Origin of the sequence: Spartinivicinus poritis (assembly GCF_028858535.1) — a bacterium.
Lineage (GTDB): Bacteria > Pseudomonadota > Gammaproteobacteria > Pseudomonadales > Zooshikellaceae > Spartinivicinus > Spartinivicinus poritis.
This window is the reverse complement of record NZ_JAPMOU010000003.1, coordinates 85017-101906: the sequence shown is the minus strand read 5'-3', so window position 1 is coordinate 101906 and position 16890 is coordinate 85017. Positions and strand designations below refer to the sequence as shown.

Annotated in this window: 14 protein-coding genes and 1 tRNA gene; 9 read left to right on the top strand and 6 right to left on the bottom strand. The window is 40.9% G+C overall.

The features are described 5' to 3' along the window. Positions 1–40: 40 nt before the first annotated feature. Entirely contained in the window at positions 41–2059 is a 2019-nt protein-coding gene (locus ORQ98_RS03465; RefSeq protein ID WP_274687392.1) for a vWA domain-containing protein, read from the bottom strand. Next, entirely contained in the window at positions 2052–2573 is a 522-nt protein-coding gene (locus tag ORQ98_RS03460; RefSeq protein WP_274687391.1) for an RNA polymerase sigma factor, read from the bottom strand. Before ORQ98_RS03460 ends, ORQ98_RS03465 begins: the two co-directional genes overlap by 8 nt. A 298-nt stretch (positions 2574–2871) precedes the next feature. On the opposite strand from ORQ98_RS03460, the gene ORQ98_RS03455 reads away from it, so the two are divergent. Beyond that, the gene (locus ORQ98_RS03455; RefSeq protein ID WP_274687390.1) at positions 2872–3078 is read left to right on the top strand and encodes a hypothetical protein; all 207 of its coding nucleotides are present in this window, start codon (positions 2872–2874) and stop codon (positions 3076–3078) included. 63 nt (positions 3079–3141) lie between these two features. Here ORQ98_RS03455 and ORQ98_RS03450 read toward each other — a convergent pair whose 3' ends face one another. The 3 genes from ORQ98_RS03450 to ORQ98_RS03440 form a co-directional block, all read right to left on the bottom strand. Next, a complete protein-coding gene (locus tag ORQ98_RS03450; protein WP_274687389.1) occupies positions 3142–3552 on the bottom strand; it encodes a CBS domain-containing protein in 411 nt (136 codons plus the stop codon). A gap of 99 nt (positions 3553–3651) precedes the next feature. Then, a complete protein-coding gene (locus tag ORQ98_RS03445) occupies positions 3652–5103 on the bottom strand; it encodes a dihydrolipoyl dehydrogenase (protein ID WP_274687388.1) in 1452 nt (483 codons plus the stop codon). Positions 5104–5323: 220 nt separating this feature from the next. Next, the gene (locus ORQ98_RS03440; RefSeq protein ID WP_274687387.1) at positions 5324–6055 is read right to left on the bottom strand and encodes a glutathione peroxidase; all 732 of its coding nucleotides are present in this window, start codon (positions 6053–6055) and stop codon (positions 5324–5326) included. 191 nt (positions 6056–6246) lie between these two features. On the opposite strand from ORQ98_RS03440, the gene ORQ98_RS03435 reads away from it, so the two are divergent. The 6 genes from ORQ98_RS03435 to ORQ98_RS03410 all read left to right on the top strand — a co-directional run bounded on the left by ORQ98_RS03435 (position 6247) and on the right by ORQ98_RS03410 (position 13720). Beyond that, the gene (locus tag ORQ98_RS03435) at positions 6247–7641 is read left to right on the top strand and encodes an efflux RND transporter periplasmic adaptor subunit (RefSeq protein WP_274687386.1); all 1395 of its coding nucleotides are present in this window, start codon (positions 6247–6249) and stop codon (positions 7639–7641) included. Positions 7642–7673: 32 nt separating this feature from the next. After that, positions 7674–10793: an efflux RND transporter permease subunit gene (locus ORQ98_RS03430; RefSeq protein WP_274687385.1), complete on the top strand. Its 3120-nt coding sequence runs from the start codon at positions 7674–7676 to the stop codon at positions 10791–10793. A gap of 17 nt (positions 10794–10810) precedes the next feature. Then, positions 10811–12244, top strand: coding sequence for a DUF4139 domain-containing protein (locus tag ORQ98_RS03425; protein ID WP_274687384.1), 1434 nt, complete (start codon positions 10811–10813; stop codon positions 12242–12244). Positions 12245–12249: 5 nt separating this feature from the next. Then, positions 12250–12951, top strand: coding sequence for a Sir2 family NAD+-dependent deacetylase (gene cobB / locus ORQ98_RS03420; RefSeq protein ID WP_274687383.1), 702 nt, complete (start codon positions 12250–12252; stop codon positions 12949–12951). Positions 12952–13145: 194 nt separating this feature from the next. Then, the gene (locus ORQ98_RS03415) at positions 13146–13334 is read left to right on the top strand and encodes a hypothetical protein (RefSeq protein WP_274687382.1); all 189 of its coding nucleotides are present in this window, start codon (positions 13146–13148) and stop codon (positions 13332–13334) included. 295 nt (positions 13335–13629) lie between these two features. After that, positions 13630–13720: transfer RNA gene (locus ORQ98_RS03410), tRNA-Ser, on the top strand. A gap of 112 nt (positions 13721–13832) precedes the next feature. Here the strand turns inward: ORQ98_RS03410 and ORQ98_RS03405 are convergent. Next, entirely contained in the window at positions 13833–14678 is an 846-nt protein-coding gene (locus ORQ98_RS03405) for an HDOD domain-containing protein (protein ID WP_274687381.1), read from the bottom strand. Positions 14679–16043: 1365 nt separating this feature from the next. On the opposite strand from ORQ98_RS03405, the gene ORQ98_RS03400 reads away from it, so the two are divergent. Beyond that, on the top strand, positions 16044–16355 hold the full coding sequence (locus tag ORQ98_RS03400) for a hypothetical protein (RefSeq protein ID WP_274687380.1): 312 nt from the start codon (positions 16044–16046) through the stop codon (positions 16353–16355). A 34-nt stretch (positions 16356–16389) separates the two neighbouring features. Then, positions 16390–16887: a hypothetical protein gene (locus ORQ98_RS03395; protein WP_274687379.1), complete on the top strand. Its 498-nt coding sequence runs from the start codon at positions 16390–16392 to the stop codon at positions 16885–16887. Positions 16888–16890: the final 3 nt, after the last annotated feature.

The following is a 16890-nucleotide window of genomic DNA, read 5'->3' as shown; positions in this document are numbered from 1 at the left end:
ACTGCCTGGTTATTTATCATTTACTTGGCTATATAATATGTCACATCGCTCTTGCAGATTTAGCCAGTCGAACTAAATTAAGAAACTCAGTTCGATAGCCAAATTCATCATCTCCACGAGCATTTACAGCCAATGCGATCACGTCATTGTAGGAGAAGTTACCCAGGTATTGGCCGCCGCGTAATAATTGTCCAAATGCAGCGACACTGGCAGCAAAGCGGATATCTGTAGAGGTTTCTGTAATGCTAGTTGTTTCCAGTTCTTTATTAATAGGTATTTCAATGAGTTGGCTGGTATCTGAGTCAGGCAGTTTATAGCGTAATTTAAGAAATGCGTATTCTGTTTCTGATGTTTCTTGCTTAGCTTCTTGTTGATACCGTAAAGTATCAATGAGTGCTCCCTTTGAGTCAGTAGGGGTTATTTCATAAATGGCAGTTACAGTATGGCCTGAGCCAATATCACCAGCATCTACCTTGTCATTATTAAAGTCTTCTCGATTTAATAGGCGAGTTTCATAGCCAATGAGTCGATACTCTGAAACCCTATTCGGGTTAAATTCAATTTGTATTTTTACATCTTTTGCTATGGGGTATAAGGTGGAGCTAGCTTCGTCGACTAATACTTTTCTGGCTTCATTTAACGTATCAATATAGGCGGCATTGCCATTACCGTTTTGCGCCAATGTTTGCATTAACGCATCATTATAATTACCTTGACCAAAGCCTAGCACTGAAAGAAAAATACCACTTTTCCGTTTACGTTCAATATAACTTTTAAGCTCTTCGCGGTTGGTGATACCTATATTGAAATCTCCATCAGTTGCCAAAATAACCCGGTTAACGCCCTCTTTTTTAAAATTTTGCTCAGCCAGTGCATAGGCTTGCTTGATACCTTGGGCACCTGCGGTCGAACCGCCTGATTGTAATTGATCGAGGGCAGCTAATATTTTTGCTTTTTGTTTTGCTTGAGTGGGCTCAAGTACTGTGCCGGCTCGGCCTGCATAGGTCACGATGGCGACGGTATCTTCTGGACTTAAGTTTTCAACCAGTAGGCTGAAAGCGTTTTTTAGAAGCGGTAATTTATCTGGATGATTCATTGACCCAGACACATCAAGTAAAAATACCAGATTAGAGTGTGGTTTTTCTGTTGGAGTAATTTCATGGCCTTTAATACCAATATGGAGTAGTTTGGTGTGCTGGTTCCAAGGAGTAGGGTAAACCGCTACTGTTGGCTTAAAAGGCTCTTTTAATGCTTTAGGCGAGGGGTAGGCATAGTCAAAGTAGTTAATTAATTCTTCAACACGTACAGCATTTTTCTGCGGTAACCTGCCTTTATTTAAAGCGCTGCGTGTAAATGCATAAGACGCTGTATCGACATCAATTGAAAAGGTGGAAACGGGCTCTTCAGACACTTTTTTGACTGGGTTTGAAGTGAATTTTTCAAATTGATCTCTTCCACTATAGGTTTCATAATGTCCCCCTGAGTCATCAACTCGTGCTTGTTCAGAAGCGAAGCTGGGTAATGGCGCTTGAGGAGAACTATTCGGCATAATAGCCATTGGCATATCAGCTGGCTTATACACTTTTGCTTCTACAGTGGGTTGTACAACAGATGGTGTAGTTGCTTGAGCAATGGGTTCAGAAACGTGTGGCGCAACCCCCTGCACTTGACGCACTTCTCTGCCAGCGACCATAAGTTCACCGCTACTGTCAGGTTTTGTTTGTTCCGGTGATGTGGACGCAAGACTATCTACAGGCATAGTCTGTTCATTTTGCTGCCATAGGAAAGTCGTTACCGCTACTGCTAATACACTAGTCAGTACTGTGCCTCCAATGATTTGTTTTTTCATTATGAAACTCCATAGCTTTTGATTAAAAACATGGATAATACGTTTCACACGCTCAAATCCTTGGAAATTTCTTTGTTCTTTTTCTACGTGACTGTTTTTGGCTGCGGTAAATACTTCACAAGCTGCATTAATAGCTTGTTGCTTAGCCTCATTAGACGGTGGGGGAGGTTCTATATGCCTCAACTGACTTAATTCGTTTTCTTCAATCATGTTGAATCAATGTTTTCAATTGTTTTTTAGCTTCGTGTATGTACCAGGATACGGTGCTTTCTTTACATTCAAAAACATCAGCTACTTCACTATGGGATAAACCTTCTGCATAAACCAATAGAACAGCATCGCGTTGTTTAACTGGTAATTGATGTACTAACTGCCATAACTGTGTGTTCTGCACCTGTTGTTCCAAAGTATTACTATTAGTTACTGCTGGTATTTCCTCAATATTGTCATGATTACGTTGTTTGCGTTGAAAATCTCTTACCGTATTCAAAACAATTTTATAAACCCAAGTGGAAAACTTACTATTGATTTGAAATCCGTGAATTGACCGACCAAGTTTTATACAAACTTCTTGCGCGACATCCTCAGAATCTTGTTGGTTGCCTAGCCACCTAAATGCCATTTTATAGATCATCGTATAATACTTCTCCAATAAAACAGAAAACGCTTGTACATCTCCCTCTGTTGCTTGTAGCAGTAATGCTTGCTCTTCAGATTGATTCATATATTTGTTAGACGCTTTGTGACTACTTTTCCTTGGTTTGCTGTTTGAAAAGATCCCAATTTGGTTATTCGTAAACACAAAAATGTAATACTAAATTAACTTTTAATAGCTTTATGTGCTTTCGAGCTTCTACTTATATTAGACGGGAGATTGGAAATATTCCTTGGTAGTTTGCAGCTTAAGTGTTAGCCCTATTGAGCAAAGCGATAAGGTTGAATCGAAATCATATTGATGCGCTGATCCTAAAAAGCAATATTCTAAATAATATGAAAAAGCACTGAAGATCAGTAATAATGTATTGAATATTGAAAGTGACAATCAAGAAGCTCAACAAGCAAAAATGACAGCCTTGAGTGGGTTGGGGAAATGCAAAGCAGCATTAAATATGATGAATGAAAATGTAAGAGCTAACCCTAATACAACTTATAACACAATTAGTAGAAGAGTCCTTTACTCAAAAAAGCATGGTAAAACGAATAGTGCTGATAAAGGTTTGTCAGTTTAATTAAGAATGAAGGTCCCCTCAGAAATATTTTTTATGCATACTTACCGAGGGGAGGATCTTTTGTTAATAACACTGGGTTGAATGTTTGGTTAATGCCCGCAAAATATCTGACCGGGTAATAATGCCCACCAGTTTTTCATTTTCTACAACTGGGTAGATTTTGGGTTGGTGATTAATAATTCGCTGTGCCACGTCGATAATATCATCATTAGGCGACACGGTGAGTACGTCTTTGCGCATAACTTCATTGACTCTGGCATTTTGGTTGCAGTAATAGGAATCCTCTAAAGCTTGTTTGACACAGTCTTGTTCTGACACAAAGCCAATCACTCGTTTATGCTCATCGACCACCGGAAGACCTGTGAGGTGGTCATGGATCAATCGTTCTACTACTTCGTTTAATGGTGTGCCACAGTGAATGGGTTGGTGGTGCTCAGTCATATAATCTGCAACACGAATTGACGTTTCTTTCATTGCTGTCACTCTTAACAAAAAAGGCACCACGGTGTTTAGATGTTGTTTGTGGTGCACTACTTATCCATTAGTGTAGATCAAGGACCAGGGCTTGGTAGTTTAAGCGCCAGGCCCACAATCAAGGCAGTGCTTTATCATTTCAGGCCCTAGTTTCAGTTTGCTGTTTAAGTCTCTTAGTGCAGTGCGCAAACCTTCTTCAATAACTGGATGATAAAAGGGTAATGCTAATACTTCATTAACAGTTAAGCGCTGTTGAATCACCCAGGCTAATAAATGAGCGAGGTGTTCAGCGGCGGGACCAATCATTTCTGCACCTAACAACAGGCCAGTCCCTTGTGCGCCATATACTCGTAAAATGCCTTTATTTTTAAGCATTACACGGCTTCTGCCTTGGTCTTCAAACGATACTTCTCCTACTGCATAACAGCCACAGGTTTGATTTTCCTGGTCGACCTGCTTGAAGGTTTGGCCCACCATGGCCAATTGGGGGTCAGAAAAAACGACACTGATAGGCGTACGTCGCTGACCACTTCGAATGGTTGGGTATTGACCTGCATTATCACCAGCTATGCGTCCTTCGTCGGCTGCCTCATGGAGTAACGGTAATTCATGATTAGCATCCCCTGCAATAAAAATATGGCTATCACCGCACTGCAAGGTATAGCGGTTGTATTCTGGAATACCCCGCTTTGATAAAGTGAGTGTGGTATTTTCCAAGCCTAATTTATCTATATTGGGTGTACGCCCAGTGGCAGCCAATAAATAGTCAAAGGTATCTTGCTGATAATTACCTTCGTCATCCTGATATTCAATACTTACCCCTTGTTCGGTACGTTCAATACGTTCTAATTTAGCATCTGCAATAAAAGGGAATTGTTGTTTAAAGTGGTTGCGAGCATAGTCAATTACTGCAGGGTCCGTCAGAGGTCCTACTAAATTACCAATACCAAATAATTTGACGTTAACGCCTAACCGACTCAGCGCTTGCCCAAGCTCAAGACCAATCACACCTGGGCCAAATACCGCTACGGAGTTAGGCAAATCTTCCCAGTCAAACACATCATCATTCACTATTAAGCGATCACCTGCTTCAGCAAAAATAGCGGGATAACTGGGGCGGGAGCCTGTAGCAATAACAAATCGTTGCGCGGTGATAACCATGTGATCGTCTACTTGAATGCGGTGGTCGTCTAGGAATCTGGCATAGCCACGAATTTTATCGGCTGCAGGGATATTGTCGACAGACTCCACAACAAAGCCTGCAAAGCGGTCTCGCTCAGAACGTACCCGTTGCATAACTGCTTTACCATCAATAAGGATTTCCCCACTGGCTTTTACTCCAAAACCAGGTGCTTGCTCAATGTGATGAACTGCTTCAGCTGCAGCAATCAGCAGTTTGCTCGGCATACAACCCACTCGGGCACAGGTAGTGCCATAAGGGCCACCTTCAATTAATACGACATTATCAGTATGGGCTTTAGCTGTGCGATAAGCACCTAGACCAGCTGTTCCAGCACCAATAACGGCTACATCCACGTTTAACTGCTTCATTGACAGGTTCCTTAAATTAATGGTTTTGAATTTCAGATGGGCTTTATTATTGTGAGAAGCTATAAAAAGGTAAAATTGATTAAATAAAATCGTCTAATTAAGAAAATTAATTAACTTGGCGACAAATAAAAAGAGCCACCTATAAGGTGGCTAAATGGTTGAGTAGGGGAGTTAATCTAAAAGACCTTCAGAACTGGATTTATAATGAAACGAATAGTCGCTATTGGGCGAAAAAAGCTTCCAGATCGTCAGCACCGCCAATTCGAATGCCGCTGCGGAACACCTGCGGTACGGTGTCAGCTCCTGTGACTGCACGAAGGCTACGGCTGGATGCATCACTACCTACTTGGATTTCCTCATATTTAGCACCTTTTTCGGTTAACAATACTTTGGCTCTGGCACAGTGCGGACAGCCTGGTTTACTGAATAAAGTGTAGAATTCAGGCTCTTCTGCTTGAGGGTTAATATAGTTCAGCATCGTGTCAGCATCAGACACTTCAAAGGGGTCGCCAGGCTTATTCGGTTCGATAAACATTTTTTCGACCACCCCATCTTTCACCAGCATGGAGTAGCGCCAGCTACGAGCACCAAAACCAAGGTCTGCTTTATCAACCAGCATCCCCATGCCTTCGGTAAATTCGCCATTACCATCGGGAATTAACCTAATATTTTCAGACTGTTGATCTTCAGCCCAAGCATTCATGACAAAGGTGTCATTAACCGAGACACAAACAATGCTATCAACCCCATTGGCCTTGAATACATCTGCTAGTTCATTGTAGCGAGGTAAGTGGCTGCTGGAACAAGTGGGAGTAAATGCACCAGGCAACGAGAATACGATTACAGTTTTATTAGTAAATAGCTCATGAGTTGTGATGCTTACCCACTCGTTGTTTTCTCTTACGCGGAAAGTGGTTTCTGGAACTTGTTGGCCTTCGCGGTTTTCGAACATGCTGGTTTACCTTAGTGTCAAATCTTAAAAAACCATTCATTTTGGCTATACATCTAAGTTCGCTATATAGCCTATGCTTTGGATAAATAGAATGTTGTTGCCTTGAAACTGAGGCTGATTATGAGGGGGAAGGGGTAATTTGGAAAATTGATAATATCTTTTTTGTTGATAGTTTTAGTTAATTTTTGGTGATGATGAATTCAAGGTTATCTAAACGAAGTTTGTCTCTACTCATTGCATTTATTTTGGTGATGGTGACAGCTAGTGCTATTTGGGTACTAAGGCTAACTGCCAAACAACCGGAGCGAAAAGCCAGTCAAGACCGCACTTGGAAAGTGGAGGTGATGACGGTTGCTAAACAAGACTATCAACCAGAGTTGACTTTATATGGGCGTGTAGAATCTCCTTTTGAAACCACCTTAACGGCAGCCACCACAGCCTATATTGAAGCGGTGCCAGCGAGGGAGGGGATGCTGGTTCAACAAGGGCAAGTACTCGTCAAGCTTGACCAACGAGACTTGTTGCTGAAAAAAAGCCAAAGAGAAGCTGATATTCTTAATATTAAGGCAAAGATAGCAACGCAAAATACTCGTTATCAATATGACCAGCGTTCTTTAGTTGAAGAAAAAAAACTATTGGTGATTGCCCGTAATGCGGTTGCACGGCAAAGCTCACTTAAACAACGTAATCTGTCGTCTGTTACTCAATTGGAAGAGGCGAAACAAGGAGAGGTTCAACAAGCGCTGAATGTTAATAAAATGGAGCTGGCTATTGCCGATCATGATAACCAACTGCAACAGTTACAAGCACAACTCAAACAGGCAGAGGCGTTGCTTGCTGAGACATTGCTTGACCTTGAGCGAACCACGGTAAAAGCGCCTTTAACTGGTCGTATATCACAAGTACAGGTAGCACCTGGCGCGAGGGTTAAAGAGGGAGAGTCATTGTTGACTTTGTATGATGTGGCTAATTTAGAAGTGCGAGCACAACTCCCAAGTCGATTGCTGCCACGCTTAAAAACACAATTCCCGTTGGTTGGACAACAGATGCAGCCTGATCATACTACACAGGCAGTGGATGATAATCGCTCAACGGCATTAGCAGGTATTTTGCAAGGTACACTTTCTGAAGTAACGGAGGCTCAAGTAAACAACAGATTAAGCGTTCAGCTAGACCGGTTTGCTGCTGCAGTCAGCCAAGGGCAGGGCGGTGTGGATGGTATCTTTCGGATTACTTCTGATTCATTGCCTAACCTGGAGTTGGGTCGCTCTGTTGTGCTTAATTTGCAGCTGCCGCCAGTAGATGACTCTGTAGCTGTACCGGTAACCGCTATTTACAACAGTCAGCGTGTATTTAAAGTGGTTGATAATTTTTTGCAATCAGTTTCGGTAGAAAAAGTAGGCGAATTAAAGCGGGAAGGTAAAGAATGGGCTTTAATTCGCTCGACTCAATTGCAAGTGGGTGATCAGTTGATGACTACTCAGATACCCAATGCTATTACTGGGATGAAGGTTCAGCTGACAAGTACGGTGGTTAACCAGGTAAAAAAGCAGCCAGCCAACCTGCTGTCAAATAGTCGAAGCTAATATGGCAGCTTTATCAATGATGGATAGGGAAAATGGCTCAGCCAGGTTTGCTTAATTTATTTGCTAGTCATCGTGTGGCGGCTAATTTATTAATGTTTATTGCTATTCTGGCAGGTATCTGGGGAGTAAAAAAACTCAATACTCAGTTTTTTCCTAATTTTGAAGTGGATGTGATTACAGTGGCCGTTGTTTGGAGTGGGGCTTCAGCAGAAGATATTCAATCTTCTATTACCATCCCCATTGAACAGGCTCTGAAAGGCATTAATGGCATTGATAAAGTATTTGCCACATCTGCACCGGGTAGCAGTCGAATTCGTTTAGAGGTGCAGCCAGAAGCTGATCTTGCTGGAGTACTCGATGAAGTCAAGCAGGCTGTTGATAATGTCCGTAACTTGCCGTCTGACTCTGAAAAGCCAGAAGTACTGAAAATTACCCGGTTTGAAAATATAGCCAAAATTTTATTAACTGGCCCCGTCACCTTAGCTGAGTTAAGGCCCCTGGCATTTGAGTTAGAGCGAGACTTACTCAGACAGGGCATTCGTAAGGTAGAATTTTCCGGTTTGCCTGAGCTGGAAATTGCTATTGCTGTTCCCCCAGAGCAACTGCACGAACTGGGTTTAACCCTTAACCAACTGACTGAGGTAATTCGCCAGCATAGTCTGGATTTACCCGCTGGTACTGCAGGGCGCAAAGCGGGGTCTAAACAAGTGCGGAGTTTAAGTCAGGAGCGTGATGTTGAAGGGTTTCAACAATTAGTGATTTTAGCTGATGAACAAGGGCGGCTAATTCGTTTAGGTGATATTGCCGACATAACGAAAGGGGCAGACCCTGATGATGAGTATATTACCTATAAAGGCCAACCTAGCATTGAGTTGCGGTTATTGCGAACAGAGGCTGATGACACGCTTAGGTCTGCAAAAATAATGCGCCAATGGTTGGAAAAAATCAGGCCAACTTTGCCCAAAGGTATTCAGCTGGTGGTGTATGATGAGTCCTGGGTATACCTTAATGAACGCATCCAATTATTGCTGAAAAATGGAGTGGGTGGTTTAGTCCTGGTAATTGGCATGTTATTTTTATTTTTAAATGTGCGGGTTGCCTGGTGGGTTACCGTGGGTATTCCTATTTCATTTTTAACTGCCCTTGCCATACTGTACGTAATTGGCGGTACTATCAACCTGATCAGTTTATTTGGCTTAATTATGACCCTTGGCATTATTGTTGATGATGCTATTGTGGTTGGTGAAAATGCATTAATGAGAATTCAGCAAGGCGATAACCCTGAGCATGCGGCAATCGCTGGTGCAAATATGATGTTAGCACCGGTTACGGCATCGTCTTTAACCACGATTGCTGCATTTTTACCACTATTAATTTTGGAAGGAAATATTGGCAACATTTTAATTGATATTCCGATTGTGGTTATCTGTGTAATTGTAGCCTCACTGGCAGAATGTTTTTTAATTTTACCTGGTCATTTAAATCATAGTTTTCGCCGCCGAGCGGTTAAAGAAACGCAACTAAGACAAACACTGGACCGACTGTTTAATCAGTTTCGGGAGGGGGTATTTTTAAAAACCGTTAAGTTATCCATTGAATATCGGTTTATCACCATTTTGACAGCTATCAGTTTATTTGTATTTAGTTTGGCTATGTTGGTAACTGGGCATTTAAAATTCACTTTTTTTCCTTCCATTGACAGTACAGTGATTAATGCCAGTGTGCAATTTAGTGCAGGCACACCTGCGGCAACAGTTGATGAATTTTTAATTGAACTTGAGCGTGCACTTTACGAAGCGGAAAAAAAACTGGATGAGAACGTGGTCGTTAATGTCTTTGCCCTTCACCGAAAGGCTGCTTTTGCTAGCTTTTCAGGCACTCGGGTAAAAGGAGATGAATTTGGTTCTTTAAAAGTACAAATTGTTTCGGCAGATGAGCGAACAGTGACCAACGCGCAAATCGTTAAAGCCTGGCAGCAAGCTATTCAGCGCCCTGCGGGTATTGAGCGTTTTGCTATCGCCCAGCGGCGCCCAGGCCCACCCGGTAAACCCATTGAAATAAAATTAATTGGTACAGATGTGTTGGCATTAAAGGAAGCAGCTTTACAGCTACAACAAGCCATTAAAGGCTATGCGGGGGTGAGTAATATTGAGGACGATTTACCCTATGGGCGAGAGCAGTTGATTTATAAGTTAACCCCAGCAGGCCAAGCGTTAGGTTTAACCTTGGAAAATGTAGGGAAACGCTTAAGAAGTGCCTTAGATGGTCAGGTGGTGCAGATATTTCATGATAGTAACGAAGAAGTAGAGGTTAGAATTGAACTGCCTGCTGCCCAGCGCGACTATTTAACTCCCTTAATGCAATTACCCATTGTTTTGCCTAATGGCAATACGGCATTACTGGCTAATGTGGCTTCTTTTGATACACGCCAGGGCATTGATACATTAAATCGAGTGGATGGCGAATTGGCGGTGTTGGTCAGTAGTGATGTGGATGCAGATACGGCCAATGCGAATGACATTGTGGCAGAGCTAGAGGCAACGGTATTACCAGAGTTGAAAATTCGCTATGGGGTTAGCTATGCCTTTGAAGGGCGTAGTGCTGAGCAACAGGAAACTCTAGCGAATATGCGGCTTGGGTTGTTTATTGCGCTAGCGTTGATATATATTATTTTAGCCTGGGTATTTGCTTCTTATAGCTGGCCAGTTGCGGTAATGTTGGTTATTCCATTTGGTATCACTGGCGCTATTTTTGGTCATTTTTTTATGGGATTAAATCTAACCATTTTATCTTTATTTGGCTTGTTTGGCCTGACAGGGATAGTTATTAATGATTCGATTATTTTAGTGAGTGTTTATCGCCGCTTACGAGCTGAAGGCCTAATTATTGAACAAGCGATTGTGCAGGCTGTGTGTCTGCGGTTAAGAGCTGTGCTGCTTACTTCATTGACTACGGTTGCCGGGCTAACCCCTATTTTATTTGAAACATCGCTGCAAGCACAGTTTTTAATCCCCATGGCTACTTCTATTGTATTTGGTTTAGCCTTTGGCACACTACTGATTTTGTTAGTGGTACCGGCCATGCTGGTGGTGGTTGAAAATATATCTTTAACAACTAAACGACATTTGCGTGGTCTAATTGCCAACATTTGATTTGGAGGCTGAACAATATGACAACTGATGTACGCTGGGCTCTAAAGCCAATTATATTTTCACCTATTAGCTTTCCATCTATTGTACTGTCGATGTTATTACCTGTAGTTGCATTCCAAACTGCGGCTGCTGAAGAAGCCACTTTAGATGCTAGTAAAGAAGCGAAATCCACTCAGCTGACTCTTTATCGTCAAGCCACACTGGTTAAGCAACAGTTTACTAAGTCCTTACCAAAAGGTGATTATCAATTATTGCTGCATAATATCAGTGATCAATTATTATTAGATTCTTTGCAGGTACAAGTAGCAGGCGGACAGATTAATGCCTTGGAAATGATTCGTAAACCACTGACGGTAGATGAAGTATTTAAACGGTTAGTGGGCAAACCGGTGAGAGTGTATCAAGCAGGTAAATATCAAGCTAAAGCTGGGAAAGGTATATTGCAGGCTTATTCAAACCGATTAGGTATTGTAGCGCTGGACCATGGTGAGCAGGTCGTTGTTAATTGGAAGGATAATAATGGTTTACGGTTGGCACTACCTGAAAATACCTTAGCAGAAGCTAGCTTTGCTCCACGGTTGAGTGCTCAGGTGTCTGCATCACAGCCAGTAGAATCTGCGTCTGTTCAGTATCTAACCCGAGGGTTGTCATTTAATACTAATTACAGTATTCAGCTGCACCCTAATCAGACAACCTTGGATTTAGCTGTTACCACTGTCTTATCCAATAAGACCAATACCGTCTATCCAGATGCGCAAGTCACTATAGGGGTAGGGGATGTCAAAGAGCCTATGCCTCGCGGGGGGCGAGTAGAAATGCTGGCTCAGGCAGCACCAATGATGGATAAAGCGGTTTCTGAGCCTGAAGCGGTTGGTGATGTACACTTTTATCACTTTAATCAGCCCCTCTCCATTCCCGCGCACTCTGAGCAGCAATTACCATTATTCGAAAAGCAACAAGTGACGTATAGCAAATATTACCGGCTAAACTGGTACGCCTATGCCTTTGATCGTAACTGGCAGCCACAAAAAGAAAATCCTGTAACCCTATATCGGTTTAAAACTGATACTCCAATGCCAGGAGGAGCTGTTAGAGTATTTCAAGATGATAAGCAGGGGCATTCTCGCTGGATTGGCTCCAGTCAATTGAGAGACACAGGCGCCAATCAGTCGGTGGATTTACAGCTAGGAACGAGTGCTGATATTGCTATTAAACGCAATCGGTTAGCTTATCAGCAGTTGGATTCTAATAATGCCAATATTAGCTGGGAAGTAGAAATTCACAACAGTAAAAAGGAAGCTGTTAGCTTAGAGTTGGTTGCTAATGATCATAGTTTGCTGGAAATTAGCAAAATTACGGGGGCCAAACTTAAGGGAACGAATACACTTGCAATAGAATTGCCTGCTGAAAAAACAGTGAAAGTTAACTATACCACTACCCATCAACGGTAAATTTCATGCATTATCAATCAATTGTTGTATTAACGGGTGCTGGCATTTCAGCAGAATCTGGTATTCGAACCTTTCGTGCCAGTGATGGCTTATGGGAGGATCATCGGGTAGAAGATGTAGCAACCCCGGAAGGGTTTGCTGCAAACCCCGCCTTGGTGCAGAATTTTTATAACCAGCGGCGTCAGCAACTCTTGTCTGAAGCAATAAAGCCCAATGCAGCACACCTAGCTCTAGCTGAGTTTGAAGCGCGCTTTTCAGGTGACTTTTTACTGGTTACGCAAAATATTGATAATTTACATGAACGGGGTGGTAGTCAGCACCTGTTGCATATGCATGGTGAGCTACTAAAGTCACGCTGTATTGCTACAGGGCAGATTTATGAGCAAACCACTGACATTCAAGTTAACTCTCATTGTGCCTGTTGCCAGCAGCCAGGTTACTTAAGGCCTCATGTGGTCTGGTTTAATGAAATGCCGCTTTATTTGGATAAAATCTATCAAGCATTAAGCCGTTGTGATCTTTTTATTGCGATTGGGACTTCTGGCAATGTCTATCCTGCAGCCGGCTTTTTTCAAGAGGCAAAAAGCCATGGTGCCACTACGGTAGAGCTGAATTTAGATCCATCTCAGTCAAGCACTCGCTTTGATATTCAGCGACAAGGCCTAGCAACGGAAGTGGTACCTGCATTTCTGAATGAAATTAAATAGGCCTTTATGCCGCTGTATTGTTGGTGGCTATCTGCCCTAAAAAAATCATGTTTTGTCATAAGTACTCCCGGCTTATTACTTGTTGATAATGCCTGCTGGCTAAAATATGACAAAATTGTGATGGCTTTTGTGGAGAGCTCATTAAAGAAAGTCATACCATAACTCCATAGGTTTACTGCCAGTGGAGAGGCGTGATGAATCGGTTTTTTGAAGCACTTGTCATGTTAGGCTTGTTTTACTTGGGTGTTGTAGCCATTGGCATTGTTGCCCTGCTTTTTTATCTTTATGGATATTATGCATTGTTACCTGCGGTCGGCCTTGTGGGAGTGGTTTACCGACTGCTGAAACACTCTCCTTCTAATGACTTTCAAAAAGTCAACTAATCAGATCAAAATAAAAACAGACGTTTGTTTTTTTGTGCTTGTCTTATCTCTTATATAAAAGAGTGATATGTAGTCACTTATATCTCCTTAGCTTGCATTACGAATGGCAGTAGGTTTCGTTAGAATCTCCAAAGTCGTTGGTACTTGATGAAATATTCAAGCTAAGGCATTGTTTTCTTGGTGAAAGTGGGGTAGAGTAACGCGCCTCAGCTACAGGGGGGGGGCGGCTTGTATGTCTATTCAAGCTCTCTTATTAAGCATCAGTGCTATAAATAAACTCTAAAGCTGTCTTTTTGGTGAGGTGTCCGAGTGGTTGAAGGAGCACGCCTGGAAAGTGTGTATACGTTAATAGCGTATCGAGGGTTCGAATCCCTCCCTCACCGCCATTTGATTATTCCGAACTACATTTAGTCCCTTGCCTTATCATTTACTAACAACGATAGTGTTCTATTTCATTTCTCCTGCTGTTTCTTAAGTTTAAAAGCCGTTTCGTTATTTTTAAAAGCTTTGTACTATTAAGCTAATTTCCTGCTTATATTGATTAATTAGCTGTAGTTCGTTACTGCTTGTAACGACGGCAAGCTCTTCAGGTAGTTTACGAAAGGCAGTAAGAGAGTTAATAGCAGGCAATTCTACTTGTGGTGAAAGAATACGAATAGCGCTGAATAAACCAAGATTGATTAAGTCAATTAGGGTGACGTTATCACCAGTATCACCTTGCCACTTACCAGAGTAGCGAATGGTTTCAATATAATGCTCATTGACTCCCCACTTCTTTAGTAAAACAATTCCTAATGATTTACTGTATTCCCGGCATAATGTGTAGTAGGTTTTTTCGCTCGGTACATCCTTTTTACTTTTGAAGGCAGATAGTACTGCTAATGTTCCCAGGTCACTAATCAGGCTAGCGATCAAGACTTCCTCTAAGGGCTTATAAGACAGGTGTTTGGCAATTGTATAGCTGATCGCAGACTTCAGTTTTTGTCTTTCCCAGGCAATATGAAACAATTTTTTCAATTGGGGTGACTGCATGGTGAATAAGCTTTTAATGCTGTGGCTCATGACGATGCGGTCGACAGTCTCCCAGCCTAAATGGGCAATCACCTCTGTTAGTGATTTGGGAGATACCCGAGTTCGATAGAGGGGACTACAGGCATATTTCAATAAAAGAGCGGTTAGGCTGGGGTCGGCTTTAATTAATTGAGCTAGCTGACTGTTCGTTGTATTAGGTTGAGTCAGCGCCGCACGAATTTTCATTGTAATTGTAGGTAAGCTGGGTAGCTGCTCTTCTTCTCGAAGTACCTGCTCAATCACAGTGCGGTAGATTGCATAGTCCTCTAGCATAGTTTTGTCCCTAGCAATATGCTTACAGGATAGTCTATTTTTTCATTCGCTAGGCAAGCGAAAAAAATTAATATATTTGTAGTGAAACCACTTAAAAAGGCTTAATAAAATACGCTATATCGTCATCGTACAAATATAACAATGGTTTTTTGATTGCCGTAACATGATGAATCGAAACCCTTACTCTCGACAGAGATAATAATGCTGCAACTCCAATAAATAAAAGTGGGTAAAAATAATAACGATAAATAAAAAAACTATCTTTTTTTGAAAATATTTTTTGCGAATAAAATTGCTTGTTATTTGGCTATAAAGAAAATGCTTGCAGCTATTTTTAGTTAGTTAATATATTGATTATTGAGCTTTTAATTTCGGTATTTTAATGGTCTTTAAAAAAAAGGGCTTGTACACTCTTAAATTGGTACAAGAGAACGTATAGTCGTTTAATGTAATATAAATGCAATATTTATCTGTACAATAATAGCTGCCCTAGTAATGTAGTATTACTCGATAGTTGTGTTAACAATGAACTCTAGTTCTGCAAATACTTTTATTCATCAATAGTAGTTGCTGATTGTTGATATTTACAGTATTTCGTATGATACTCTTATGAAAAAACTACTGTTTTTAATGGTAAAGCAAACAAGGTATAAAGCATTTTAAACCTTGCATATTGCTTGTTTACGGTTGGGTAAAATACCTTTTGCCTGGTTTGTATAAAATAAAGCCTGTTGGTAAATAGTCTTGTTATTTTATTGTACGCCAGCATGGTTGTTTTTTGAGCAGGTGATAGGTGTGGTAAGGATAAGTGCTAGAAAAGATATATAGATCCCTATGAAAAATTGGTTATTTTAAATTAAAAAGTTGTACTTTGTCACAATTGTCGATTCAAATAAGCTCGATATATTTATTAAATAGGTAACAAGATATCGAATGCATTATGATTCAGAATTAAGCATAGCAATACTAGTGCTGTATGAAAATGCATCAGAAAATATTCCTGGCTTTTGGGTTAGATAAGTTTTATAGGTAATAGGCATTGGCAGTAGTTTATTTTAGAGAATGCTTATGCTTTATCGATAAGTATACTTTTTGCTGGGGTGATGGGCTCTGATGATTGAAGGCAGAATAAGTGTAATAAGCCATAGCCAGAATCAACTTAATTTATCGCTGATTTTATGTCGAGATATATAATGGCTATAGATATCAATGAAGACAGTTCAATCTATAAAAAGTCCCGGCTTTTCTTGACAGTGGATGTTGGCTAAGGCTCGTACTATCAAAGAAAGTCAATTGTTTATAGGTACTTTTAGTCGTCATCTTTTTAGATTTTCTGAATTACTTTATCGATGGATTGTTCAATATATGAGTACATTTGATAAGCAGGTTGAAGAGAACCTTCAGCAAGAGATTAGAAATAATGAACAAGTGATGGACGAGCTTAAGGAGCTGCTTAAGCTACAATTTGAGCAATTGGATCAATTAAAACAGCAAGGTAAGCAACTTGGTCTGCCTTCTGGTAAAGAAGACTTAACACCTGTTCAACGAGTTGAGTACGAAAAGCAAATGGCTGCTTTTTGTATACAATTTGATCATGATGAAACCATGATCAAGAGTCATTCACGGGCTAAATCGGCTCGTGTTTTTAATAGAAGGCCACGCGGCCTTCGAATTTGATGTTAATAACTTAACCTATCTGGGAGTTTGCTTTATGCTTGAATCATCTGGGATTCGTCCAATTAGTAGTCTACCAAGTGCTATGCCTTCTGTTGATGCAATGGCATATACAGTTTTATTAGATCAATTGAAAGTATACCACGGCCGCCTTACAGAAATTTATGAGAAAATGCAGGAGACTAACAACAGTTTGTCTAATCTTAATAATCTATCTGGAGAAATTAGAAAATTACGAAGTGAGTTAAAGGATGACGATGCGACTAAGAGCTTAACTCAAGATCAAATAAATACCCTCAAGGAGTTTGGAATAGAAATACCAAATAATGGTAAGGATTTAAATAAGGAAAAATTTAATGACTTAATTGCAAATATAGATGGAAAAAAGGATGATTTATCTCAGTCCAATCAGTTATTAAATGTACGTTTCCAAGATTACAAGAAAAAATATGACAGTACATTCGACTTATTATCGAATATTCTGAAGGGAACTGCTAGCAGCAAAGACAATATTATCAGAAATACCAACGGATAATAG

Bases quoted from the DNA above. Each gene is read 5' to 3' on its own strand.
- ORQ98_RS03435 (WP_274687386.1), top strand. From the start codon at position 6,247: ATGATGAATTCAAGGTTATCTAAACGAAGTTTGTCTCTACTCATTGCA.
- ORQ98_RS03430 (WP_274687385.1), top strand. From the start codon at position 7,674: ATGGCTCAGCCAGGTTTGCTTAATTTATTTGCTAGTCATCGTGTGGCG.
- ORQ98_RS03450 (WP_274687389.1), bottom strand. From the start codon at position 3,552: ATGAAAGAAACGTCAATTCGTGTTGCAGATTATATGACTGAGCACCAC.
- ORQ98_RS03465 (WP_274687392.1), bottom strand. From the start codon at position 2,059: ATGATTGAAGAAAACGAATTAAGTCAGTTGAGGCATATAGAACCTCCC.
- ORQ98_RS03400 (WP_274687380.1), top strand. From the start codon at position 16,044: ATGAGTACATTTGATAAGCAGGTTGAAGAGAACCTTCAGCAAGAGATT.
- ORQ98_RS03445 (WP_274687388.1), bottom strand. From the start codon at position 5,103: ATGAAGCAGTTAAACGTGGATGTAGCCGTTATTGGTGCTGGAACAGCT.
- cobB (WP_274687383.1), top strand. From the start codon at position 12,250: ATGCATTATCAATCAATTGTTGTATTAACGGGTGCTGGCATTTCAGCA.
- ORQ98_RS03405 (WP_274687381.1), bottom strand. From the start codon at position 14,678: ATGCTAGAGGACTATGCAATCTACCGCACTGTGATTGAGCAGGTACTT.
- ORQ98_RS03460 (WP_274687391.1), bottom strand. From the start codon at position 2,573: ATGAATCAATCTGAAGAGCAAGCATTACTGCTACAAGCAACAGAGGGA.
- ORQ98_RS03395 (WP_274687379.1), top strand. From the start codon at position 16,390: ATGCTTGAATCATCTGGGATTCGTCCAATTAGTAGTCTACCAAGTGCT.
- ORQ98_RS03440 (WP_274687387.1), bottom strand. From the start codon at position 6,055: ATGTTCGAAAACCGCGAAGGCCAACAAGTTCCAGAAACCACTTTCCGC.
- ORQ98_RS03425 (WP_274687384.1), top strand. From the start codon at position 10,811: ATGACAACTGATGTACGCTGGGCTCTAAAGCCAATTATATTTTCACCT.
- ORQ98_RS03415 (WP_274687382.1), top strand. From the start codon at position 13,146: ATGAATCGGTTTTTTGAAGCACTTGTCATGTTAGGCTTGTTTTACTTG.